This window comes from Paractinoplanes durhamensis (assembly GCF_016862175.1).
Lineage (GTDB): Bacteria > Actinomycetota > Actinomycetes > Mycobacteriales > Micromonosporaceae > Actinoplanes > Actinoplanes durhamensis.
In genome coordinates, this window is sequence record NZ_BOML01000036.1 from 130690 (window position 1) to 153437 (window position 22748).

Genomic DNA, 22748 nt, shown 5'->3' on the forward strand with positions numbered 1-22748 from the left:
CGGTGCCGCCCGCCCCGAGGGGCGGGCGGCGGCGGGATCAGCTCTCGTTCAGCGTCGTGTTGATCTGGTCGTCGGCCCACTTGGCGCCGTCGGCCACGGACTTCTTGCCGGTGAGGACGTCGGTCAGCATCGTCTGCAGGATGTTGCCCTTCTCGACGTCCGCCCACTTCTCCGCGTTCGGCGGGAACCAGCTGCTCTTGGCGGCCAGCGCGGCGGGCGCGATCGCCGGATTGTCGGTGGCGGCCTTGTCCAGCAGCGCGGTCGCGTTCGGCAGCGCGTTGGCCTTGATCAGGCCGGCCATCGAGGTGCTGTCGGTGAACGCCTTGATCCACGCAGCGGCCAGTTCCTTGTTCTGGCTCTTCTCGGTGACGCCCAGGTTCGAGCCACCCAGGAAGGACGGGACCTCGGGCATCGGCGCGGCGGCCAGCTTGCCCTTGACCTTGGTGTCGACCAGCGGGGAGTTCGGGTCGTTCGGGTCCTTCTTGATCTGCTCGGCGGCACCCAGCTCCCAGGCGTTGCCGTAGAACATGCCGGCCTCACCCTGCGCGAAGATGTTGGCCTGGTCGTTCTCGTTCTTGGTCGGGTCGGCCTTCGAGTACTTCTTGGCCAGGTCGACCCAGCGCTGCAGGCCCTGCACCGAGGCGGGCTGGGACAGCTGACCGACCCACTTGTCGCCGTCCTGCTTGGCGATGTCGCCACCGGTCGACTTGACCCAGGACATCGCCGAGTACCAGTACTGGCCGGGCATGTAGACGGCGCCGAACTTCGAGTCCGACTTCTTGGCGGCCTGCAGCTTGTCCGCGTCGGCCAGGAACTCGTCGTACGACTTCGGGGCGGCGGCGATGCCGGCCGACTTGAACAGGTCGGTGCGGTAGATCAGCACGCGGGCACCGGCGTAGTAGGGCACGCAGTAGGTCTTGCCCTCGAAGTCACAAGCACCCTTGAGGCCCTGCAGCCAGGTGCCCGAGTTCTCGTAGTCGCCCGGGTTGATCGCGGCGAAGGCCGAGCTGAACACGTACTTCGGGAACTCGGTGTTGCCGAGCTCGACCACGTCCGGGACGTCCGAACCGGCGAGCGTGGCGTCCAGCTTGGTGAGGTGGTTGGCCCACTGCTGGTACTCCACGGTGACCTGGGCGCCGGTCGCGTCGGTGAACCGCTTGGAGGCGTCGTCGACGACACCCTTCCAGGCACTCTGCGCGTCGACCATCAGCCAGACCTTGAGGGTCTTGCCCTTGCCGTCGACCGGGCCGGAAGCGGACGTCGTGGGGGAGTCATCGTCGTTGGAGCCGCAGGCGGCGGCTCCGAGCAGCGTCGCCGCGAGGGCGGCAACTGCCACGAGTTTGCGCTTCATCGCTTCCTCCTGAAGGAGATTTCTTATCCGGGGATGAGGGTTGGTTCAAACGGGAGTGCCGTCTTTGGCGGCCTTGTGGCCGTGGACGGCGAGTGCGGTTTTCTGGAAGGCCGCGTGCGAACGTTCGTGGGTCCGCTGTGCGACCGCGACATAGAGAAGATCGAGAACGACCAGCTGCGGGTGCCGCGCGCTGAGCGCGTCCGGCCGGAAGGTCGTCGCCTGGGTGGCGGTGAGCAGCACGATGTCCGCGAGCTCGGCGAGCGGCGAGCGGGGAAAGCTGGTGAGCGCGATGGTGGTCGCGCCCCGGCTGTTCGCCTCGGCGAGCAGCTCGATCGTCTCGCCGGTCTCGCCCGAGTGCGAGATGCCGAGCGCGACGTCGCCGGGCCGGGAGAGCGCGGCGCTAGCCAGCCCGTTGTGCACGTCCGTCCAGGCCCACACCGGCACCCCGATGCGGTGCAGGCTGAACTGCATCTCCTCGCCGACCAGCGCGCTTCCGCTGGCGCCGAAGATGTTGACCCGCGGGGCGGCGGCGATCGCCACCGCGGCCCGCTCCACCTCGGCCAGGTCGAGCAGCGCGGCGGTGTCGTGCATGGCGCGGGTGTCGGCCGCCATGATCTGCCCGAGGACCCGGGCGAGCGGATCGCCGGGCTGGATCTCGCGGCCGATGTCGACCGTCCAGCCGGCCGAGCGGGCCCGCCCGGTCTCGGCCGCGATGCCGATCCGGAGATCGGCGTAGCCGTCGAAGCCGAGCGCGCGGCAGAACCGGGTGACGGTTGCCGGTGAGGTGCCGCTGCGCTCGGCCAGCTCGACGATGGTGGCCCGGGACGCCGCCGCCGGATCGGTGAGGACCTGCTCGGCCACCCGCCGCAGCGCACCGGTGAATTCCGGCAGCAACGAGCGGACCCGCAGCAGAACCCCGTCCGACGGCTGGGAGTCGACAACGAGCGAGTCGACGACCGCGGTCGGCGCGGCGCCGTCCATCTCTGCCTCGCTCATCGGCCACCCTTTCAGGAAGGAGTGTTTACTGTCGCGGTAAAAGTTCTTACTAACACCCCTCCTGTGTCAAGGCTGTGGGCGAAGTTTTCAAACCGTTACCTGACCAGCGCAGATGAACGCGTGTTACCGGAGCACCGCTTGACGGTCATCAATCCGGAAATGTTCTTTACAGGGTGACCGCAGTCACATGGCAGCTTTTGCCCGACTTTGTCATGGCACTTTCGGCCCATCGGCCGACGCCAAAAGAACGAGGCCAACTAGGCCATTCGTATGAACTGCCGATGGATCCGAAACATCCAGGCAACCGCAGACCAAGATCAGAAATATTTACCGTACGGGTTGGGACCGCTCCCAAACGCACCACGGCGAACCCGCCCCAGGGACCGGCCAGGCGACACTCACCCTGGTCACCCGGCCCCCGGCCGGGTCGAAAAGCGGGGCAAAGGGCATCGACCGGCGTCACCGCCGGTAATGATTACCGCGTCAGGCGGACTCGCGGATCGCGGTCGCGAAGGCCTCGGAGCGGTGCTCGAAGTTCCGGTAGCGGCCGTAGCTCGGCGCCGCCGGCGACAGCAGCACGACCCCGCCGGACGGGGTCAGCTTGCGGGCGAGCCGCACCGCGGCCGGCAGGTCCTCGGCGTTCTCGGTGCGCACCCCCGGCAGCCCGGCGATCGCCTCCAGGATGCGCGGCCCCGAGTCGGGGATGCCGATCACGGTGAGCTCGCGGTCGGTGAGGAACTCGCGTAGCGGGGCGTAGTCGAGCCCCCGGTCGCTGCCGCCGACGAGCACGGTGAGCGGCCGCGCCGCGTACGCCTCGATGGCGTGGATCGCCGAGTAGGGGCTCGTGGAGAGGGTGTCGTCGACGAAGGTCAGCCCGGACGGGTCCTCGATCTCGGCGAGCCGGTGCGGCAGCCCCTCGAACGTCTCGACCGCCGCCTCCAGCTCGTCCTTGGAGCCGGGGACGTCGACCCCGAGGCCGTCCAGCACGGCCAGGGCGACGCACAGGTTGCGGCCGTTGTGCTGGCCCTTGAGGTGCAGCGCCTCCCGGTGGAACAGCGGCTCGTCGCTGCAGTAGACCCACTCGTCGTGGATGCGGAACCGCGAGTCGGTCGCGCCGGCCGGGATCGGCGGGTAGCCGTGCAGGTCGCAGATGCCCCGGATCTCGTCGCGCAGCCGCAGGTCGGCGCCGTTCACCACGATCATCTCCGGGCCGTGCCGGAGCAGGTTGAGCTTGTCCCGGTAGTACTCCCGCTCGCCGCCGTGCGCGTCCAGGTGCTCGGGGAACAGCGAGGTGACCACCGCGACCCGCGGCGAGTCGGTGAGGTCGGCGCACTGGTAGCTGGACAGCTCCAGCACGTAGAGCGCGGCGGGCGGCAGGTCGAGCAGCGGCACGCCGATGTTGCCGCCGAAGACGTTGGGCCGGCCGACCGCGGCGAGCAGGTGACTGATCAGGCTCGACGTGGTGCTCTTGCCCTTGCTCCCGGTGACCCCGATGGTTCGCGCGGCGTTGTCGGCCAGCCAGAGGGCGCTACCCCCGGTGACGGTGACGCCGCGCTGGCGCAGCTCCGCCATCCACGGGTGGGTCTGCGGCACGCCCGGCGAGCGGACCACCACGTCCGCGGTGACCAGGGCGGGAAACGCGTGGTCGCCGCCCGCGAGGGGGGCGATCTGGGCGTACTCGTCCCAGGGGACGGAGAGGAAGTTCGCGCTGTCGTCGACCGCGATCAGCCGGGACGGTTTCTGACCGGCGATCGCGGTGACCGCGGCCCGGCCTTCCCGCCCGGTTCCCCATACCGCTACCGACCGGCCGTTCAGGTCTGCCAGACGCACGTCGAGCCCTCCTCGTCGAATCGAACTAGTATTGCCGGTCGGCCACGAGACAGGAGTTTCCGGGTGCAGTTCGACGTCATGCGCTTCCCTTCGTACGCGTTCGACCCGCAGACCGGAGTCGCCACGTTCGACTACGTGCTGGACGGCCCGGAACCGCTGGACTTCACCGAGACGATCACTTTCCCGGTGCCCGCCGGCCGACCGGTCCCGGACACGTTCTACCGGGTCCTGGACCTGCTCCACGTGGTCGCCGGGGTCAGTTACTACAAGGTCGGCGCGCCCCCGCGGGTGGTCGCCCCGGTCGCCGTGCCGGCCGCGGCGGGGAGCTTGTTCACCGCGGTCTACACCCACGGCCTGGCCGAGTACGCGTATCGCAACCAACTTGCCCATGTCCTAGATCTGACTGTCGAGGTCCCGGGCGTGTCCGGCCCGGCCGAGCCGTTCGACAACGCGCAGGGCCGCCCGCTCTCCGCCGTCGGCGGCGGCAAGGACTCGATCGTCACGCTGGAGATCCTCCGCTCGGCCGGGCTCGACCCGGTCCCGTTCTCGGTGAACCCCAACCCGGTGATCAAGGCGGTCAACGCCGCCTCCGGGCTCGGCGCCCTGGCCGCCCGCCGGCAGCTCGACCCGCGCCTGTTCGAGCTCAACAAGGCGGGCGCGCTGAACGGCCACATCCCGGTCACCGCGATCAACTCGCTGATCGCGATCGCCACCGCGGCGTGGCACGGGCTCGGCCCGGTGGTGATGTCGAACGAGCGCTCGGCGTCCGACCCCAACCTGATCTGGAACGGTCACGAGATCAACCACCAGTGGTCGAAGGGCGTCGTCGCCGAGGGCCTGCTGCGCGCCGCGGTGACCGCCCACGCGGGGCTGACGGAGCCGTATTTCTCGCTGCTGCGAAGCCTCTCCGAGCTGCACATCGCCCAGCTGTTCGCCCGGCACACCGCCTACGACGACGTGGTGACCAGCTGCAACAAGGCGTTCAAGCTGCACGACCCGACCGTCCGCTGGTGCGGCGACTGCCCGAAGTGCCGGTTCGTCTTCCTGGCGATGGCACCCGCGATGGACCGGGCCCGGCTCACCCACATCTTCGGCCACGACCTGTTCGCCGACCCGGCCCAGGTGCCCGGCTTCCTCGAGCTGCTCGGCATCGACGCGCACAAGCCGTTCGAGTGCGTCGGCGAGGTCGAGGAGTCACTGGTCGCCCTGGCGATGCTCGACGACGACGCGCCGGTGCTGGTCGCGCTGCGGGCCGCGGTCCCCCCGCAGGCGTGGACGGAGGCTTCCCGCGAAACGGTCCTGGCCCCCGGCGGAGAAACGTACGTCCCCGAGGCGTACGCGAAGATTCTTGACGCTGCTCTCTAATGGCCGGCGAGATCTATGTCGGCAATGCCGATCTTGATGCTCCGAAGGAGCGTGGCTGGCTGATCGGGCACTTCCTGCCGGACGGGGACCCGCGGCACAGCACCGACGTCGAGGTGAAGTGGGGGCGGCATCCGGCCGGTGACCGGCGGGCCGAGTGGGCCCGCGGGGAGCGCCGCACCGCCGTCCTGGTGCTGATCAGCGGCTGTTTCCACATGGAGTTCCCGGAACGCACGGTGGTGCTGTCCGCGCCGGGCGACTACGTCCTGTGGGGGCCGGGCGTCGACCACACCTGGTTCGCGCCGCAGGAGACCGTCGTGCTGACCTGTCGCTGGCCGTCGGTGCCGGGATACGCCGTCCCGCTCTGACGCCCTACTCCGGCGCGTCGTGGTGGATGTGGTCGGCGGTGACGCCGAGCAGTCCGAGGGCGGCGGTGGTCTCGGTCAGCATCAGCGGCGGGCCGGCCAGGTAGACCTCGTGCTGCGACCACTCGCCGTAGGCCGCGACCGCGTCGGTGACCAGGCCCGACGCGTACGGTCCGGGATCGCCCTCGGAGACCACCGGCACCACCGTGGCCCGTTTCGCGGTGCGGGCGATCTCGGCGATGTCGTCGATGTCGTACAGCTCGCCGAGATTGCGGACGCCCCAGAAGAGCACCGCCGAGCGCGGATCGCCGGTGTCGGCCAGCTCGGTGAGCAGCGCCTTGAGCGGCGCCACCCCGGTGTCCCCGGCGATCATCAGCAGGCCGCGCGGGGTGGCCGGCAGGCCCATCTCGCCCTCGGGCCGGCTCAGCCGGAGCCGATCGCCCTCCCGGGTGCGGTAGACCAGGGTGCCGCTGACGCCGTTCTGGGTCTTGGCCCGCACGTGCAGCTCGACGAGATCGTTGCGGCGGGGCGCGCCCGCCAGCGAGTAGGGCCGCCAGATGCCCGGCAGCTCCGGCACCTCGACCCGGGCGTACTGCCCCGGGCGGAACGGCAGTGGCAGGTGCGGGCGCACCCGGATGACGGCGAGGTCGGGGCGGCGCAGCTCGTGCGACACCACCACGGCCTGCCAACTGGTCTGGTCGAAGGAGGCTGTCGCCACGCCGTGCCGAATCCATTCGTAGAGGTGCTGCCAGGTCGATCGCCAGGCCAGGTCGAACTCCTGCCGCCATTCCCCCGGTGGCATGCCGGCCCGCATCGCCTGGGCCAGGGCGGCACCGACCAGCTGGAGCCGATCCAGCTCCACGCCGGCTCCGGCGAGCACCTTGCCCAGGGCCGCGCAGCCGTTCACCAGCAGGGGTGGCTGGTCGAGGTGGTGCACGAGCCAGACCAGGCCCCGGGCGAGCCGGTCGGACTGCGAGCCGGCGTCGCCGGGCAGGATCGCCAGCAGCGACGGGTGCGCCTGGTGGAGCGCCTCGCGCAGCCGGTCGGCCACGTCGTCCGGGCCGCCGGCGAAGGTGAGGCTGGTGCTGAGCAGGCGCTGGGTCTGCCGGAGCAGGTCGTCGTCGGCCGGGTCCATCCCGTCGACCGCGAAACTGCGGCCGGACGTGGCGACCGTCGGCGGGGTGACCACCTCGAAGTGGCCGGCCCGGGGGTGCGGGCTCTCACCGGCGGCCGGCTGGCCGGACGCCCACCGCGGCCGGGCCGGGGTGATCTCCGGCTTCCGGGCCACCTCGTCGCGGGGTGGCACGGCCGGCACCGGCGGGGCCTGCGCGGGCCCGAGGCCGGCGAACCGGTTCCGGCTCAGCCGCCCGACCCGGTCCTCGCCGTCCGGCCCGTAGCCAGGGTCGTCGTCGCCGGCCGGGGACTCGCGCTCGAAGAACGACCGGGGCTTTTCGGTACTGCTCCGGCTGAAGAAGTCCGCCGCGGAGGCGAGCAGCTCGGTGTCCTCGGGCGCCGGTTCGTCGTTGGCGGGCTCGCCGTCGGCCGGGTGCGGTGCGGCCCAGTCGGGCCGCTGCGGCGTCGGCCCCGACGACAGCTCGGGCAGGGCCGGGCCCGGCGACAGCACGCCGTGCGGCTCCCCGCCACGCTCGGCCTGTTCACTGCGGGCGATCTCGCTCAGCGCCGCGGCCGTGTCGGCGACACCGGCGGCCACCGCATCCGGCGCGGCCTGCCGCAGCCGGATGGCGCGCAGCAGCGCCAGCAGGTGCTGATCCGCTCCCGAACCAGACCCCGATCCGGACGACACAGTCACACCCCCGCTCAGCGGATCCCGCGGACAACTCAACCGTACTGCCGCCGGAAGCCTGCCGCCTGGCGCAGCCGACTTTCCGGGCTATTTCGCCCGGAAGCCGTCAGGATCGAACGCGGCCGAGCGCTTCGAGGGCGATCCGGGCCTGCCCGTCCGGGTCGGTGCCCAGCGGCCGGAGGACCACCGTCGAGGCGCCGGCCGCGCGCAGCGCCGCCACCTTGGCCGGGATCTCCGCGGCCGGCCCGATCAGGGCGAACACGTCGGCCGGCTCGACACCCAGCCAGGCGGCCTGCGCCGCCACCATGTCGTGGGTGGCCGCGGCGGCCCGCTCCCGGTCGTCGTCGGCGTGCAGGTAGACGAAGACGATCAGCTCGTGGGCGGGCCGGTCGCCGGCCTGCCGGCCGCGCCCGATGTGCTCCAGCGCCGCGGTGACCTCGGCCGGTCCGGCGCCCTCGGCCAGGATCGTCCCGTCGGCGACCCGGCCGGACAGCTCCAGCGACTTCGGCCGGACCACGCCGGTGACGATCGGCGGAACCTCGCGGGCCGGGTGGACCAGCGTGAGGCCGTTGACCGTCACCTCGCGCCCGTGCAGGGTCACCGTCTCGCCGGCCACCAGCCCGCGGACGGCGACGATCGACTCCTCCAGCAGCGCCAGCTTGCGCACCGTCTCCGCGCCGACCTGCGCCATCAACTCCGGAACCCCGTGGCCGACCCCGGCCACCAGCCGTCCCGGGTGGACCCGGGCGAGGTTCGCCACCTCCATCGCCAGCAGCGCCGGATTGCGCAGGGCCACCGGCGCGATGCCGATGCCGACCCGCAGCCGGCGGGTGGCGGCCAGGGCCAGCGACGCGGCACTGATCGAACCGGTCCAGCCGAGGTCCTCGATCACCCAGAGGTCGTCGGCGCCCAGCTCCTCGACGGTGGCGGCCCAGCCCGGGAGTTCCTCGGGTGCCCGATCCCGCTCGAACATGAAACCGACCCGAAACTCCGGCGACTTATCGATCATGGGGACACAGTAGTGCCCTATCATCCGCCGGTGACTCTCACCGTCGACGATCTCACCGGCTACGTCGAGCGCGATCTGGACGCCGATCTGGCGCGCTTGCTCCCCGACCGCCCCGCCATCACCGACATCGACCTGGCCGAGGTCCGGCCGATCGAACCGTTCCTGCAGCGCCTGCCCCCGGCCGCGGCATCCGCGCTGGCGGCGTTCGACCGCAGGATCGGCTCCGGCACGATGCCGGAGTTCCTGGACATCGCCGACTGGTCCTACGGCTTCGACTTCGCCGCCAACGAGTGCGGCATCCTCGACTCCGACTACGAGACCGCACTGTCCGACGACGACGTCTACTCGATCGGCGCCGACGGCGGCGGCAACCTCTACGTGGTGCTGGCCAGCGGCCAGGTGGCGGTCTGGTTCCACGAGGAGGAGGTGCTCGAGGGCCACACCCGCTTCGACAACCTCGACGTCTTCCTCTGGTGCTACGTCCGCTACGAGGCGGTGCGGGCGGGCACGCTCGCCCTGGCCGACGTGGAGGCGGACTTCGTGTCGCTGGGCCAGGCCGGCGCCCTGGAGCCGGAACTGGGCCTGCTCGCCTCGATGCGAGCCTGATCCTCAGGGCGGATCCGGCTCCTTACCTCATCGCGACGCAGGGTAGTCGGCCATACTAGGGCCATGGCTGAGTCCGAGGATGTGGAACAGAACGATGAGCAGCCCGAGGAGTTCCAGAACCGGGCTGCCCGGCGGGCCAAGAGCAAGAAGGGCGGGCAATCCGACGCCGGCTTCGCTCAAGGCGGGGCGCAACCCCACGGTCGGGGGACGGTGTCGGCGCGGCGGTCTCAATTCGGGAACCGGCGCACCGGCTGACAGTATGAACCTGTGCTGGTAACTCGGGTGGAGAGCGCGGACGATCCGCGGATCGCGGATTATCGGGCGCTCACCGACTTGGAGTTGCGCACTCGGTGGGAACCGCCCAACGGGCTGTTCATCGCCGAGGGCGAACTTGTCATCCGGCGGGCACTGAAGGCCGGCTATCGGCTGCGGTCGATCCTGGTCGACGAGAAGCGCACCGAGCAGTTCGCCGACCTGGCGGATGACGACGTGGTCTATGCGGGGACGCCCGATCTCCTCGAGGCGATCACCGGTTTCCACGTGCACCGTGGCGTGCTGGGCTCGTTCCACCGGCGGGAGCTTCCGTCGGTGGGCGAGCTTGTCACGTCGGCCCGGCGGCTCGTCGTCCTCGAAGGATTGAATACGCACACCAATCTGGGTGCGTTGTTCCGCAGTGCGGCCGCGCTCGGCATCGACGCGATCGTGTTGTCGCCCAACTGCGCCGATCCGCTCTACCGGCGGGCCGTGCGGGTCAGCATGGGCGAGGTGTTCGCGATTCCGTACGCGAAGGCCGAGGCCTGGCCGGAAGCGCTGAAAGTGGTGCGGGACGCGGGTTTCCGGTTGCTCGCCCTCACTCCGGGGGCGGATTCGGTAATGCTCCAGGAGCTCGGCGCGGCCGATCGGGAAAGGCCGGCGCTCATGCTGGGCGCCGAGGGGCCCGGGCTGACCCGGGCGGCACTGGCCGCGAGTGACGTGCGGGTGGCCATTCCGATGCAGAACGGGGTCGACTCGCTGAACGTGGCGACGGCAGCCGCGATCGCATTCTGGGAACTCTGCCGTTGAATTCCTAATTGCTTCCAACATCGAACTTCAGGTCTTTTCAGTTCGCGATTCGGTAGCTACTCTATTGCCGGGATGCGAGCTATGACCTGGATGTGACCATGTTGGATGAAAAATCCGTGCTTCGGTGGATTCTTATGGCACTAGGCATCCTCGCGCTCTTCGCCATCGCCGGGCTCACGATTCTGCGGTTTACCCCGGGGCGCGATGATGCGGGCGCCCTGCCCCCGCCCGAGCCCGCCTTCACCCTCCCCGGCGTCACCTCCGGGCCGCAGATCCCGGTCAGTCTCCGGCCCACCAGCGGGCCCGTCGTCGCCCCGGAAACGAGTGCCACCGGTGAGGCCGCCGGGGACGCGCAGCCCACCGCGACCCGCAGCAGCCGGCCCCCGGTCGCCACCACCCCGGCCCCGCCGCCCGGCGTCGCCGGCACCTACCGGATCGTCGACTCCTATCCGGACGCCTTCATCGGCGAGGTCCTGCTCCGCAACGACACCGGCACCGAGCGGTCCTGGACGGTCCGGCTCAGCTACCCCGGCGAGCTGGTCACCTCGTGGCTCGAGTCGCTCCCCCAGCCCACCCTCGTCACCCGCGGCACCACCTACACCTGGACCTCGTCGGTCCCGCTCGCCGCCGGATCCACCGGATCCCTCCGGTTTCACTTCAAGCTCTCCGGCTCGGCCGGACCGACCGGCTGCACGGTCAACGGGTCGGCCTGCAGCTGAACGAGCGCGCTGACCGGGCCCTCGCCGGCCGGCAGCTCGACGGAAAGGCCGGCCGCCATCAGCGCGGCCCCCGAAACTCCCGAATAGGTCATCGCCGGATCCAATCCTCGCAGCCGGATGCGGACCGTGCGGTCCACGCCGGACACGCGCCACACCAGGAGAACGATCCGGCCGTCCCGCACGTATTGGGACGCGGACAGCGAACCCTGCGGCGGCAGCAAGCGGAACAGCGTCCCGTGCTGAACGATCGGGCTGATCTCCCGATAGCGCGCGACCATCTCGGCGGCGAGGTCCAGTTCGTCGGCCGTCCACCGGGTCAGGTCGCCGCCGAGGCCGAGCACGCCGGCCATCGCCACGTGGAAGCGGAACGGCAGCGGCACCCGGCGGCCGGTGATCGGGTTCGGGCTGTCGGTCACCCACGCGACCATCGTTCCCGGCGCGTACACCTGGGTGTATCCGTGCTGGATCGTCAGCCGGTCGACGGCGTCGGTGTTGTCGCTGGTCCACACCTGATCGGTGCGGGCGAGAATGCCGAGGTCGGCGCGGCCTCCGCCGCCGGCACAGGCTTCCACGCGTACGCCCGGATGCGCGGCCCGCAGCCGATCGATGACCTGGTAGACGCCTTGCGCGTGACCGATCGACGACGCCGGCCGGGCCTGGGTGAAGGACCGGTTGAAGTCCCACTTGAGGAAGGCCAGCCCGGTCGCCAGGACGATCCGGTCGAGCTGCTCGAACGCCCAGTCGCGCACGTCGGCCCGGGTGAAGTCGAGGACCAGCTGGTTGCGGAGCTCGGTGGCGCGCACCCCGGGTCGATGCAGGGTCCACTCGGGGTGCGCGCGGTACAGGTCGCTGTCCGGGTTGACCATCTCCGGCTCGACCCACAGACCGAAGTCCATGCCGAGCGAACGGATGTGGTCGGCGAGCGGGCGCAGGCCGGCCGGGAAGCGATGCGGGTTGGGGAACCAGTCGCCGAGGCCGGCCCGGTCGCTGGTGCGGGCGCCGAACCAGCCGTCGTCGACCACGAAGAGTTCGACGCCGAGCTTGGCGGCGCGCTCGGCGAGGGCCCGCTGCCCCTCGTCGGTGACGTCGAAGGAGGTGGCCTCCCACGAGTTGTAGAGCACCGGCCGCACCTCGCCGGCGTGCCGCAGCACGTGTTTGCGCTGGTAGTCGTGCCAGGCCCGGCTGGCCGCGCCGAAGCCGCCGGCGGCGTACAGCGCGGCGAAGACCGGGCTCACCGCCTGCTCCCCCGGCAGGAGCCGGGTCACCGTGCGGTCGTCGCCGGCGGCGCCGAGAATCGAACATCTTCCGGCGGACGTACGGGACACGGTGATCCGCCACGACCCCGAGAAGGCGAGGGCCGCCGACCAGATCTCGCCGGTCTCCTCGGTGGCGGTGCCGTCGTCGAGCATCACCCACGGGTTGGTGGCGTGGCTGGTGACGCCGCGCCGGCTGATCAGCGTGGTCTCGGCGACCGGCACCGGGACCCGGTGCAGGGTGCCCTCGCGGACCCAGCCGCCGGTGACGTGGCTGAGCCAGTAGTCGGCCCGCGGCGGGACGCACCACACCGCGGCCGCATGATCCTGCAGCTCGATCTCACCGGCCGGGCCGGTGTGCCGGACCACCGACCAGCGCTCGATGACGTCGGTGTCGGCCCGCACCCGGTAGTGCAGGTCGACCTCGACGCCGCCGCTCATTCTGATGATCAGCTCGTCGCCGCGGATCTCGAAGCCCTCGACCGCCACCTCGCCGCCGAAGGACAGCGCCGCCGGGCCGAACATCGCGCCGCCGGCGACCGGGAAGTCCTCCGCCCCATCCCGCCATCCCTCGAACGTGTCCTGGTAGGGCGACTCCCACGCCGGTATCGCGGCTGCCTCGGCCACGGTGATCCGCGGCCCCCAGTGGATCGGCCGGACGTTGCGGTCCAGGCGTACCGCATAGGTGGTGTTCGCGGTGTGCAGGGCGATGGTGACGCCGTCCGCGGACGGTTCGATCAGTGACAAGGCGGAGCTCCACGTGAGAAGGGCCGGCCCGCAGGCGGGCGGGCCGGCCCGGCTTTCCGGTTATTCCTTGACCGGGATCGACTGCGACTTCAGCGTCGTGATCGTGCTGGCCTGCGCATCCTGCAGGGCCTTGAGCAGCGTCTCCTGGCCGGTGACGGCCTTCTTGAAGCCGTCCGACGCGTCGGTGTAGGTCTTGGTCATCGTCGGGCCCCAGGTGAAGTCGGCCTTCACCTGCGTCGAGGCCTCGGCGAAGACGTCGTAGATCGGCTGGTTGCCGTAGAACGCGACGCCCTCCTTCAGAGCCGGCAGCGACGCGCCCTCCTTGGTGGCCGGGTAGAGGTTGGCCTCCTTGTTGAGCAGGGTGAGCGCTTCGGTGGAGGTGTTCAGCCAGAGCGCGAACTTGGCCGCCTCGTACGGGTGCTTGGAGCTCTTGAAGACCGCGGTCGACGAGCCGCCCCAGTTACCGGCGGCCTTGTCACCGGCGGTCCACTGCGGCATCGGGGCGACCGCCCACTTGCCGGACGTCTTCGGCGCGCCGCTGGAGATCGAGTTGGCGCCCCACACCGCGGAGACCCAGGTCCACGCGCTGCTGGAGTTGTAGGCGTTGTCCCACTCCGGGGTCCACGGCGGCACCGAGGAGACCAGCTTCTTGTCGAGCAGGCCCTGCCAGTAGTCGGCGACCTTCTTGGTGGCGTCGTCGGCCATGCTGACGGTCCAGTTGGTGCCGTCGTTGCCGAACCAGTGGCCACCGGCCTGCCAGACGAAGCCGGCGAACTGGTTGATGTCGCTCTGCGAGAAGTTGGTGATGTAGCCGCCCGCGGCCTTCACCTTCTCCGCCGCCGTGGCGTACTCGGCCCAGGTGGTCGGGACCGGGATGTTGTTCTTCTCGAACAGGTCCTTGCGGTAGAACAGCGCCATCGGGCCCGCGTCCTGCGGAATGCCGTAGACGTGCCCCTCCTCACCGAAGGTGACCTGGTTCCAGGTCCAGTCGACGAACTTGTCCTTCGACTGGCTCACGATGTCGCAGCCGCCGAGGTCGGCGAGGCCGTCCTGGACGCGGAAGCTGGGCAGCGCGTCGTACTCGATGTGGCCGAGGTCGGGAGCGTTGCCGGCCTTCAGCTGGTTGAAGAAGTTCGCGTAGGTGCCGCCGTTACCGTTCGGGCCGGTCTGCACCTTGACCTGGATGTCGGGGTTCGCCTTGTTCCAGACGTCGACGACCTTCTCGATGTTCGGGATCCAGGTCGTGTAGGTCAGCGTGACCGGGCCGCTGGACGGGGCGCAGGAGGCTGCCGCGCCGGTGGTGCCGGTGGCCGAGTCGTCGCTGTTGCTCGAAGAACAGGCAGTTATCGATAGCGTCGACATGAGCAGGATCGCGATGGAGCGAGCGCGAAAGCGCATGTTTCCTCTTTTCCTGATTTCAATTCCGGGAGGGGAGTTGTTACTTGATCGATCCGGCACCGAGGCCGCTGCGCCAGAAGCGCTGCAGTGAAAGAAATGCGATGACCATCGGGGCGAGCGAGACGAACGCCCCGACAAGAACCAGGGCGCGCAGCTCCGGATGCTGGTTGACCTGGGTGTTCCATGAATAAAGTCCGAGGGTTACCGGGAACAGCCGCTCATTGCCGAGCATGATCAGCGGCAGCATGAAGTTGTTCCAGACCGCGACGAAATGGAAGAGGAAGATCGTCACGAAGGCCGGCGCCATGAGGCGTACGGAAAGGGTGAAGAACGTCCGCACCTCGCTGGACCCGTCGATCCGGGCCGCCTCCATCAGCTCGTCCGGAACGCTGGCCGCGGCGTAGATCCGGCCGAGGTAGACCCCGAACGGGTTGACCAGGCTGGGCAGGAAGACCGCCCAGAACGTGTTGGCCAGGGATACCTTGCTGAACATCAGGAACAGCGGCAGGGCCAGCGCGGTGGCCGGCACCAGGACGCCGCCGAGCACGATGTTGAAGAGCAGCTCCCGGCCGCGGAACACGTACTTGGCCAGGGCGTAGCCGCACATGCCGGCCAGCAGGGTGCCGATCGCCGCCGCGCCGACCGTGTAGGCGATCGAGTTCGCCATCCAGCGCAGGAAGATCCCGTCGTTGTAGCGGAACAGGTCGCTGAGGTTCTCGCCGAGCGCGAAGTTGTCCGGCAGGAGCGCGTGCCCCTCGGTGACCTGGCCGTCCTTCTTGCCCGAGGCGATGAACAGCCACCACAGCGGGGTCAGGAAGTAGAGCGTGAAGACGGCCATCACCAGCATGGCGGCGTACTTCGGCAGCTTGAAGGCAGCCATCACTGCACTCCCTTGCGCTGGGTGAACTTGAGGAACGTGAACGAGAGGATGAAGGTGGCCAGCGCCAGGACCACCGAGAACGCCGCGGCCAGGTGGAAGTTCGGGATGCTCGACGCGTTCAGCACGGTCAGGTTCGGGGTGTACGTGCTGGACACCGCCGAACTGAAGCTCTTGAACACCTGCGGCTCGGCCAGCAGCTGGAGCGTGCCGATGATGGAGAAGACCGTGGTCAGCACGATCGCCGGCAGCACCATCGGGATCTTGATCGACCAGGCGGTCCGGAAGGCGCCGGCACCGTCGATCTTCGCGGCCTCGTAGATCTCGGTCGGCACCGCGAGCAGCGCCGAATAGATGATCAGCATGTTGTAGCCGACATAGATCCAGGTCACGACGTTCGCCATGGCCCAGAGCACGAGGGTCGGCGAGAGCAGGTCGGCGGTCGCGGTCACCGCGGTGAACGGCGACAGGTTCGGCGAGTAGAGGTAGCCCCACATGATCGCCGCGACCACCCCCGGCACCGCGTACGGCAGGAAGAACGCCAGCCGGAAGAACCGCCGCCCCTTCACCAGCCCGGAGTCGAGCAGCAGCGCGAAGACCAGCGCCAGGCCGAGCATCACCGGCACCTGCACGACGCCGAACAGCAGCACCCGCTCGATCGACTGCCAGAACGGCGCGTCGCTGAAGACCTGCCGGTACTGGACCAGACCGCCGAAGACCTCGGTGGCCGGGCCGAAGGTGCCCTTGCGCTCGACGGTGTAGAGCGACTGCACCACCGCGTAGATGATCGGGACCAGATAGAAGAGCGCGAACAGCACGCCGAACGGCGTGACGAAGAACAGAACCGCGCTGAAATGCCGCTTGGTCACGGCCGGGCCTCCTCACGGACGACGCGTACGCCACCGGGCGGCACCCGGAGACGGCCACGAACGTTCTCGCCACTGATCAGGTCGCACCCGGCGACCGCGTACTCGATCTCGCGCGTCCCGTGATTGATCACGAAGACGTACGTCTGTGTCTCGCTCCGGCGCCGCACGACCTCGACGGACCCGTCGTTCTCCGGCCCGCCGGGGTTCACGCCGGCGCCCTGGCTCGCCGCGCGCAGCACGTCGCGCATCGCGGCCCGGTCCAGCGCGGTCGCGACATACCAGGCGCTGCCGTCACCGGCCTGGTTACGGGTGATCGCCGGCACCCCGGGCAACGGGCCGTCGACGTAACGGGCTTTGCACTCGGCCGTCGTCGTGCGCAGCCGCTCGGCCCACAGGCCCGACTCGCCGCCGTTGTCGAGGGTCAGCGTGGTGTCCGGGCTCAACGGCGCGAACTCCTCGGCGCTCACCCCCAGCAGCTCGCGGAACGCGCCCGGGTAACCGCCGAGCCGGATCCGGTCGTCGGCGTCGGCGATCCCGCTGAAGAAGGTGACCAGCACGTGCCCGCCGTTCTCGACGAACTCGGTGATCGCCTTGGCCTGCTCGTCGGTGACCAGGTAGAGGCAGGGCACCACGACGAAGCGATACCTGCCGAGGTCACCGTCCGGGCTGATCACGTCGGCGGTCACGCCCAGTTCGCGCAGTCCCAGGTGCACCGAGTGCACCTGGTCGAGGTAGCTCACCGCCGACGACGGCCGGCCCTCCTGCTCGGCCGCCCACCACGACTCCCAGCTGAACAGCACCGCCGTGTCCGCCTGCACCTCGCTGCCGGCGATCTCGGCCAGCCGGCGCAGGGTGAAGGACAGGTCGAGGACCTCGCGCCACTGCTCGGTCTCGGTGCCGGCGTGCGGCAGCAGCGCCGAGTGGAACTTCTCGCTGCCCTGCTGGGAGGCCCGCCACTGGAAGAAGCAGATCGAGTCGGCGCCGCGGGCCACGTGGGTGAGGGTGTTGCGAAGCATCTCGCCTTTGGCTTTGACCAGGTTGACCGGCTGCCAGTTGACCGCGCCGGTGGACTGCTCCATCAGCATCCACGGCTTCCCGCCGGCCAGGCCGCGGGTCAGGTCGGCGGCGAAGCTGAGCTCCGCGGCCGGGTGCCCGAGCCGGTGGTCCAGGTAGTGGTCGTTGGCGATGACGTCCATCAGCGGCGCCCAGCGCCAGTAGTCCATGTTGCGGATGTGCGCGGTGACCATGAAGTTCGTGGTGATCGGCACCTTGCTCTGCTTACGGATACGCGCGGCTTCGGCCTCGTAGTAACCGAGCAGCTCGTCCGAGGAGAACCGCTGGAAATCGAGCATCTGGGCCGGATTGCGGAGCGACAGCGCGGCCCGCGGCGGGAGCACCTCGTCGAAGGCGCCGTACCGCTGGCTCCAGAACGAGGTGCCCCATGCTTGATTGAGGCTCTCAATCGTCTGGTAACGGTCGGTGAGCCACTCACGGAAACGCTCCGCGCTGGCGTCGCAGTAGCAGAGCGCGTTGTGACAGCCGAGCTCGTTCGACACGTGCCAGAGAGCGATCGCCGGGTGCTGCCCGTAGCGCTCGGCGACCTGCTCGACCAGGGCGAGGGCGCGCTCGCGGAAGACCGGCGAGCTCGGGCACCAGGCCTGCCGGCCGCCCGGGTAGCGCCGGGTGCCGTCGGCCGCCATCGGCAGGATCTCCGGGTGGCGGCTGGCCAGCCACGGCGGCGGGGACGCGGTCGCGGTGCCCAGATTGATCCGGATGCCGTTCTGGTGCAGCAGTTCGACGATCCGGTCGAGCTGCTTGAAGTCGTACTCACCTTCGCGCGGCTCGAGGTCCGACCAGCCGAAGATGTTGATCGCCACCAGGCCGATACCGGCGGCCCGCATCAACGCGACGTCCTCGGCCCAGACCTCGGCCGGCCACTGCTCCGGGTTGTAATCGCAGCCCAGGGTGATCACGGGCGTCTCTCCTTTACCTGTGCACGTGCACACATTTCCGGGGGGAAAAATCCGCAGGTCAGATGTGTGAACGTGCACACACTAGGATTGCCGCTGATCAGCGTCAAGACCGAAAAAGATAAAGTCAGGAGGTGAGTTCGACAGGAGCGCCGAACAAGCCCGGCAAAAGGGCCACCGTGCACGACATCGCCGCCGCAGCGGGGGTTTCCCGCGGCACGGTGAGCCGTGTCCTCAACGGGGGCTACGTGTCGGCGACCGCGCGCGCCGCCATCGAACGCGCCATCCGCGAGGTCGGCTACGTGCCCAACACGGCCGCCCGAAATCTGGTGATGCAGCGCTCCCAGGCGATCGGTTTCATCGTCCTGGAGCCACACTCACTCTTCCTGGAAGACCCCAACATCGGCGGCATCATGCTGGGCGCCAACGCGACCCTGTCCGCCGCCGACTACCAGATGGTCAACCTGGTGGTCGACTCCGAACGCGACACGGCCCGCATCACGAGATACCTGAACGGCGGCTTCGTGGACGGCGCGATCATCGTCTCCGCCCGCAGCCACGACCCGATCATCCAGGTGGTCGGCGGCCTGGCCCTGCCGTCGGCCTTCGTCGGCCACCCGCGCGACCTGCACCCCGAGATCCCCTACGTCGGCATCGACAACCTGACGTCGGCCGAGGAGATCACCCGCCGCCTGGTCGCCACCGGCCGCCGCCGGATCGGCATGATCGCCGCCGCGGTGGACCGGGACTCCGGCGCCGACCGCCTGACCGGCTTCCGCCAGGCCCTGGGCCCACTCTTCGACGACACCTTGATCGCCGAGGTCCCCCTGTACGACTTCGCCTGCGGCGCCAAGGGCATGCGCACCCTCCTGGAGCGAGAGCCGAACATCGACGGCGTCTTCGCCGCCTCGGACGCGGTGGCCGCGGGCGCCATCGAGGCGCTGCGGGAGGCCGGCCGCAACGTCCCGGCCGACGTGGGCGTGGTCGGCTTCGACGACAGCTCCTGGGCCACGAGAACCCGCCCCAACCTGTCAACGGTCCACCAGCCGGCCGACGACATCGGAGCACAGGCCGCCGACATGGTCCTGCGCCAACTGAGAGGCGAACAGATCTCCCAGCGAGGCGTCCTGCTCCCGTCCCCCATCGTCTGGCGAGCCTCCGCCTGACCCAGCGCCCAGCGGGGCCCAGCGCTCAGCCGGGGCCCAGCGCTCAGCCGGGGCCCAGCGCTCAGCCGGGGCCCAGCGCTCAGCCGGGGCTCAGTCGACGCGGTAGGTCAGGTGGGTGGCGTGGCCGGAGGCTCGGACGTGGATCTGCCGCAGGCTTCGGGGTGTGGCGCCGGCGAACAGCGGGGTGCCGCCGCCCAGCAGCACCGGGGCGATGTGCAGCCGGAGTTCGTCGACCACGCCGGCCTCGATCGCCCGCCGGATCGTCTCGCCGCCGCCCATGACGACGACGTCGCGGTCCTCGGCGAGGGCGACGCCCTTGGCCACCGCACTGGCGATGCCGTCGACCACGAAGGTCATCCGGTCGGCGAGCCGCACGTAATCCGGCGGATTACGGGTGACGACCAGCACCGGCGGCTCGGCGACCAGGCGGGCGCCGTAGCCCATCTCGTCGTTCCACCCGGTCGGCGCATCGACGATGTCGAACAGCCGCCGCCCCATGATGACCACACCGGTCGCCGCGACGGACTCCTCGAGCACCGCCCGGTCGATCGCGTCGGGTTGCAACGCCCAGGTGTGCAGCCCCTCCCCACCGGCGCCGAGCCCGAGCTCCGGACTGGCTTCCGGCCCGGTGACGAACCCGTCCAGCGACACCGAGATGTCCGCCACTACCTTGGCCATGACCCGCTCCTTCCCTCCGCCCGCCCGCCGGCGAACCGCACCCCGGAGCATGCCACCCGCGGGCCGGGGCCGTCAGGCTCGGGGGATCAGGCGGGCTCCGGTCCAGGCCAGGCCGGTGCCGGCGGCCAGGAGCAAAAGAGCCCCTACCGTTGGCAGGGGCTGCTTCGCGTAGGTGCCGGCGCCGATCGCGCACGCGGCCAGCATCATCAGGATGCCGTCGGCCGGGTTGACCAATTTTGATCGGAACACCGACCACCCCAGCAGCAACCAGCCGGCGCCGGTGACGGCCGCCGCGGCCGTCCCCGCATGGTGCATCTGATCAGGGTTCAAGGAGAGGCCCTCGGCAGCCACGCCGGACGGCAGGGCCGCCAGCGGCAGGGTCAGCATCGCGCCGGCCAGGCCGATCAGCAGGCCGGCGATGGCCGGGCGGCGGGTTCGGGTGCCGGCCAGCAGGCCGGCCAGGGCGATCATCGCGATCGCGGCCAGCCAGTCGGCGACCAGGGCGACCGGTAACGCGCCGGGCGGTGTGTCGATGCCCAGGGTCAGCCAGCCGTCCAGGACGGCCGCGGCCGGCAGGGCCCAGAGCGACAGCCGGGCGTAGCGGCGGACCGACCAGATCCACACCGCCTCGCGGACCGGCAGGAGGTGGTCGTGATCCACCTTGCCCGCGGCCCCCACCCAGGCGGGCGCGACCCGCAACGGTCGTCCACTGGCCGTGCGGTGATGGCTGATGCTCATGGCTCCGCCTCGCGTGGGCTCAAGCCGAGCGGCCCGGGGGCAACCGTCGGGATCCTGCGCAGAGCATTCCAAACGTATGCGGACGGTGCAGGCAATTCCCAGAAAAGCGAGGGTTTGCCCAGGAAAACCCCAGTTGATCAGCAGGGGACGACATCGAGCGATGTGGCGCCCTAAGATCCGCGGCGTGTCTCGTCGTACCGTCCTCCGAAGTGCTCTTCTCGTTTCCGGGCTGCTGATCGCGGGAGTCGCCGCGACCGCCCCGGCCGAGGCCGCCGGCCCGGGCATCGCCTGGGTGAACGGCACCACGATCTATTTCCGGGCCGCGCCGGGCCAGACCAATCAGGTGGTGGCGACCCGGTCCGGCAAGACCGTCACGGTCGACGACCGGGTGGCGGTGCGGGTGGGGGCCGGCTGCACGGCGGTCAGCGGTGACAGCACCCGGGTCAGGTGCACGACGAAGAGCAACCCGGGCCGGTTCACCGCCTATCTGTACGACGGCAACGATTCGGTCCGGGACAACGCCGGCCTCCCGATGACCGCCTACGCGGGCGCCGGGAACGACCAGGTCACCGGCGGCAGCGCCGCCGATGCGCTGAACGGCGAGGCCGGCGACGACACGATCTGGGGCCTCGACGGCAACGACCGCATCTGGGGAGCCGCGGGGCACGACCGGGTCTTCGCGGGCAACGGCAACGACGTCGTGTACGGCGATGTGGGCAACGACGCGGTGTTCGGCGAGGCCGGAAATGATTATGCCGACACCGGCCCCGGGAACGACTCGGTGGCCGGCGGCCCGGGCAACGACACCGTGCTCACCCAGGCCGGCGACGACATCGTCAAGGCCGGCCCGGGCGACGACCGGATCTGGGGTGCCGCGGGCGCCGACTCGCTGCTCGGCGACGACGGGAACGACCTGGTCAGCGCCGGGGACGGCGACGACGAGATCTTCGGTGGCAACGGCAACGACACGCTGTACAGCGGGCTGGGCGTGAACAAGATCTACGGCGGCCTCGGCAACGACAAGGAGTACGGCGACCGGGAGGGGGACAACTTCATCGAGGACTACGCCCTGGCGCCGGCGGTGGCCGACGCCGACCTGTTCAGCGGGGGCGGCGGGTACGACAGCGTCGTGTACTCCGGGCACACCCTGCCGATCACCGCGGACGCCGACGGGGTGGCCGGCGACGACGGGCAGGCCGGCGAGCACGACACGATCGGTGCGGGCATCCACGAGGTCCACGGCGGCCGCGGCGCCGACCACCTCTACGCCGTGCCGGGCGGGTCTTCACTGGTCGGCGGCCCGGGCGACGACACGCTGGTGGGTGGCGACGGCAACGACGGGCTCGAGGGCGGGCCGGGCGACGACCACCTCGACGGCGGCGCGGGCGACGACCACCTGGACGGCGACGGCGTGCACAGCGTCTACGAACCGCCGGCGATGGGGGCCGACGTGATCCTCGGCGGCGACGGCCACGACCGGGTGGTCTACACCCAGTACGACCGCGGCGTGACGGTCGACCTGGACGGCCAGGACGGCGACGACGGCGCCGCCGGGGAGGGCGACACGGTCGGCGCCGACGTCGAGGACGTCGACGGAACGCCGTACGCGGACGAGCTGAACGGCAACGCCGGCGGCAACAAGATCGAGGGCTATGGCGGCGACGACGTGATCCACGGGCTGGCCGGCAACGACGTCCTGGGGGCCGGCACCGGCCATGCCACAATTTTCGGCGATGCCGGGGACGACAGCCTCTACGGGTCGTTGCAGAGCGGCGTAGCGGTCCAGCTGGACGGTGGCGACAACACCACGGCCGGCGACACCTGCTTCATCGGCGACCCCGACGTGGTGATCGACTGCGAGCACGTCTACCACTGACGGGTCGACTGATTTCGAATTAATTTTCAGCCGCTCTGAGCTGCGGAAACGTCACCGGCTGACGGGCGCTTC

At 70.1% G+C, this 22748-nt stretch carries 20 protein-coding genes; 8 read left to right on the forward strand and 12 right to left on the reverse strand.

Translation table 11 applies throughout. The features are described 5' to 3' along the window. Positions 1-37 precede the first annotated feature (37 nt). The 3 genes from Adu01nite_RS22645 to murD form a co-directional block, all read right to left on the reverse strand. On the reverse strand, positions 38-1351 hold the full coding sequence (locus tag Adu01nite_RS22645) for an extracellular solute-binding protein (RefSeq protein ID WP_203728938.1): 1314 nt from the start codon (positions 1349-1351) through the stop codon (positions 38-40). 45 nt (positions 1352-1396) lie between these two features. Next, on the reverse strand, positions 1397-2347 hold the full coding sequence (locus Adu01nite_RS22650; RefSeq protein ID WP_203728939.1) for a MurR/RpiR family transcriptional regulator: 951 nt from the start codon (positions 2345-2347) through the stop codon (positions 1397-1399). Between the two features lie 483 nt (positions 2348-2830). Further along, positions 2831-4177 carry a UDP-N-acetylmuramoyl-L-alanine--D-glutamate ligase gene (gene murD / locus Adu01nite_RS22655; protein WP_203728940.1) on the reverse strand — a complete coding sequence of 449 codons (1347 nt, stop codon included), beginning with the start codon at positions 4175-4177 and terminating at the stop codon, positions 2831-2833. 78 nt (positions 4178-4255) lie between these two features. Between murD and Adu01nite_RS22660 the strand changes: the two genes are divergently transcribed. Both Adu01nite_RS22660 and Adu01nite_RS22665 read left to right on the forward strand, forming a co-directional pair. Continuing rightward, positions 4256-5542, forward strand: coding sequence for a MurL-like N-terminal domain-containing (locus Adu01nite_RS22660; RefSeq protein ID WP_203729087.1), 1287 nt, complete (start codon positions 4256-4258; stop codon positions 5540-5542). Further along, on the forward strand, positions 5542-5907 hold the full coding sequence (locus tag Adu01nite_RS22665; RefSeq protein ID WP_203728941.1) for a cupin domain-containing protein: 366 nt from the start codon (positions 5542-5544) through the stop codon (positions 5905-5907). Before Adu01nite_RS22660 ends, Adu01nite_RS22665 begins: the two co-directional genes overlap by 1 nt. A gap of 4 nt (positions 5908-5911) precedes the next feature. Here the strand turns inward: Adu01nite_RS22665 and Adu01nite_RS47930 are convergent, their stop codons facing one another. Further along, positions 5912-7708 carry an FAD-binding oxidoreductase gene (locus Adu01nite_RS47930; RefSeq protein WP_239132625.1) on the reverse strand — a complete coding sequence of 599 codons (1797 nt, stop codon included), beginning with the start codon at positions 7706-7708 and terminating at the stop codon, positions 5912-5914. Positions 7709-7814: 106 nt separating this feature from the next. Continuing rightward, positions 7815-8717: an LLM class flavin-dependent oxidoreductase gene (locus Adu01nite_RS22675; RefSeq protein WP_203728942.1), complete on the reverse strand. Its 903-nt coding sequence runs from the start codon at positions 8715-8717 to the stop codon at positions 7815-7817. A 30-nt stretch (positions 8718-8747) separates the two neighbouring features. Between Adu01nite_RS22675 and Adu01nite_RS22680 the strand changes: the two genes are divergently transcribed. From Adu01nite_RS22680 to Adu01nite_RS22695, 4 genes are all read left to right on the forward strand, one after another. Next, positions 8748-9323 carry a hypothetical protein gene (locus Adu01nite_RS22680; protein ID WP_203728943.1) on the forward strand — a complete coding sequence of 192 codons (576 nt, stop codon included), beginning with the start codon at positions 8748-8750 and terminating at the stop codon, positions 9321-9323. Positions 9324-9386: 63 nt separating this feature from the next. Then, entirely contained in the window at positions 9387-9578 is a 192-nt protein-coding gene (locus tag Adu01nite_RS22685; protein WP_203728944.1) for a hypothetical protein, read from the forward strand. Positions 9579-9590: 12 nt separating this feature from the next. After that, positions 9591-10385 carry a TrmH family RNA methyltransferase gene (locus tag Adu01nite_RS22690; protein ID WP_203728945.1) on the forward strand — a complete coding sequence of 265 codons (795 nt, stop codon included), beginning with the start codon at positions 9591-9593 and terminating at the stop codon, positions 10383-10385. Positions 10386-10519: 134 nt separating this feature from the next. Next, positions 10520-11104 (forward strand): cellulose binding domain-containing protein, encoded by a 585-nt coding sequence (locus Adu01nite_RS22695; protein WP_203728946.1) that lies wholly within the window; start codon positions 10520-10522, stop codon positions 11102-11104. Here the strand turns inward: Adu01nite_RS22695 and Adu01nite_RS22700 are convergent. From Adu01nite_RS22700 to Adu01nite_RS22720, 5 genes are read right to left on the reverse strand one after another with little or no spacing between them, the layout of a single operon-like run. Continuing rightward, complete coding sequence (locus tag Adu01nite_RS22700; protein ID WP_203728947.1) at positions 11038-13104, reverse strand: alpha-galactosidase; 2067 nt, start codon at positions 13102-13104, stop codon at positions 11038-11040. The genes Adu01nite_RS22695 and Adu01nite_RS22700 overlap by 67 nt on opposite strands. Before the next feature lie 60 nt (positions 13105-13164). Further along, a complete protein-coding gene (locus Adu01nite_RS22705) occupies positions 13165-14502 on the reverse strand; it encodes a sugar ABC transporter substrate-binding protein (protein WP_203728948.1) in 1338 nt (445 codons plus the stop codon). Positions 14503-14542: 40 nt separating this feature from the next. Next, complete coding sequence (locus Adu01nite_RS22710) at positions 14543-15382, reverse strand: carbohydrate ABC transporter permease (protein WP_239132626.1); 840 nt, start codon at positions 15380-15382, stop codon at positions 14543-14545. Next, the gene (locus Adu01nite_RS22715; protein WP_203728949.1) at positions 15382-16248 is read right to left on the reverse strand and encodes a carbohydrate ABC transporter permease; all 867 of its coding nucleotides are present in this window, start codon (positions 16246-16248) and stop codon (positions 15382-15384) included. Before Adu01nite_RS22715 ends, Adu01nite_RS22710 begins: the two co-directional genes overlap by 1 nt. After that, entirely contained in the window at positions 16245-18221 is a 1977-nt protein-coding gene (locus Adu01nite_RS22720) for a beta-galactosidase (protein ID WP_203728951.1), read from the reverse strand. Before Adu01nite_RS22720 ends, Adu01nite_RS22715 begins: the two co-directional genes overlap by 4 nt. 131 nt (positions 18222-18352) lie before the next feature. On the opposite strand from Adu01nite_RS22720, the gene Adu01nite_RS22725 reads away from it, so the two are divergent. Continuing rightward, complete coding sequence (locus tag Adu01nite_RS22725; protein WP_203728953.1) at positions 18353-19384, forward strand: LacI family DNA-binding transcriptional regulator; 1032 nt, start codon at positions 18353-18355, stop codon at positions 19382-19384. A gap of 90 nt (positions 19385-19474) precedes the next feature. Here the strand turns inward: Adu01nite_RS22725 and Adu01nite_RS22730 are convergent, their stop codons facing one another. Then, the gene (locus tag Adu01nite_RS22730) at positions 19475-20062 is read right to left on the reverse strand and encodes a dihydrofolate reductase family protein (protein ID WP_203728955.1); all 588 of its coding nucleotides are present in this window, start codon (positions 20060-20062) and stop codon (positions 19475-19477) included. A gap of 72 nt (positions 20063-20134) precedes the next feature. After that, positions 20135-20800 carry a hypothetical protein gene (locus tag Adu01nite_RS22735; RefSeq protein WP_203728957.1) on the reverse strand — a complete coding sequence of 222 codons (666 nt, stop codon included), beginning with the start codon at positions 20798-20800 and terminating at the stop codon, positions 20135-20137. 184 nt (positions 20801-20984) lie between these two features. Here Adu01nite_RS22735 and Adu01nite_RS22740 point away from each other — a divergent pair, with 184 nt between their 5' ends. Further along, positions 20985-22676: a calcium-binding protein gene (locus tag Adu01nite_RS22740; RefSeq protein WP_203728959.1), complete on the forward strand. Its 1692-nt coding sequence runs from the start codon at positions 20985-20987 to the stop codon at positions 22674-22676. Positions 22677-22748: the final 72 nt, after the last annotated feature.

Bases quoted from the DNA above. Each gene is read 5' to 3' on its own strand.
- Adu01nite_RS22645 (WP_203728938.1), bottom strand. From the start codon at position 1,351: ATGAAGCGCAAACTCGTGGCAGTTGCCGCCCTCGCGGCGACGCTGCTC.
- Adu01nite_RS22650 (WP_203728939.1), bottom strand. From the start codon at position 2,347: ATGAGCGAGGCAGAGATGGACGGCGCCGCGCCGACCGCGGTCGTCGAC.
- Adu01nite_RS22660 (WP_203729087.1), top strand. From the start codon at position 4,256: ATGCGCTTCCCTTCGTACGCGTTCGACCCGCAGACCGGAGTCGCCACG.
- Adu01nite_RS22665 (WP_203728941.1), top strand. From the start codon at position 5,542: ATGGCCGGCGAGATCTATGTCGGCAATGCCGATCTTGATGCTCCGAAG.
- Adu01nite_RS22675 (WP_203728942.1), bottom strand. From the start codon at position 8,717: ATGATCGATAAGTCGCCGGAGTTTCGGGTCGGTTTCATGTTCGAGCGG.
- Adu01nite_RS22685 (WP_203728944.1), top strand. From the start codon at position 9,387: ATGGCTGAGTCCGAGGATGTGGAACAGAACGATGAGCAGCCCGAGGAG.
- Adu01nite_RS22695 (WP_203728946.1), top strand. From the start codon at position 10,520: ATGGCACTAGGCATCCTCGCGCTCTTCGCCATCGCCGGGCTCACGATT.
- Adu01nite_RS22705 (WP_203728948.1), bottom strand. From the start codon at position 14,502: ATGCGCTTTCGCGCTCGCTCCATCGCGATCCTGCTCATGTCGACGCTA.
- Adu01nite_RS22710 (WP_239132626.1), bottom strand. From the start codon at position 15,382: ATGGCTGCCTTCAAGCTGCCGAAGTACGCCGCCATGCTGGTGATGGCC.
- Adu01nite_RS22730 (WP_203728955.1), bottom strand. From the start codon at position 20,062: ATGGCCAAGGTAGTGGCGGACATCTCGGTGTCGCTGGACGGGTTCGTC.
- Adu01nite_RS22735 (WP_203728957.1), bottom strand. From the start codon at position 20,800: ATGAGCATCAGCCATCACCGCACGGCCAGTGGACGACCGTTGCGGGTC.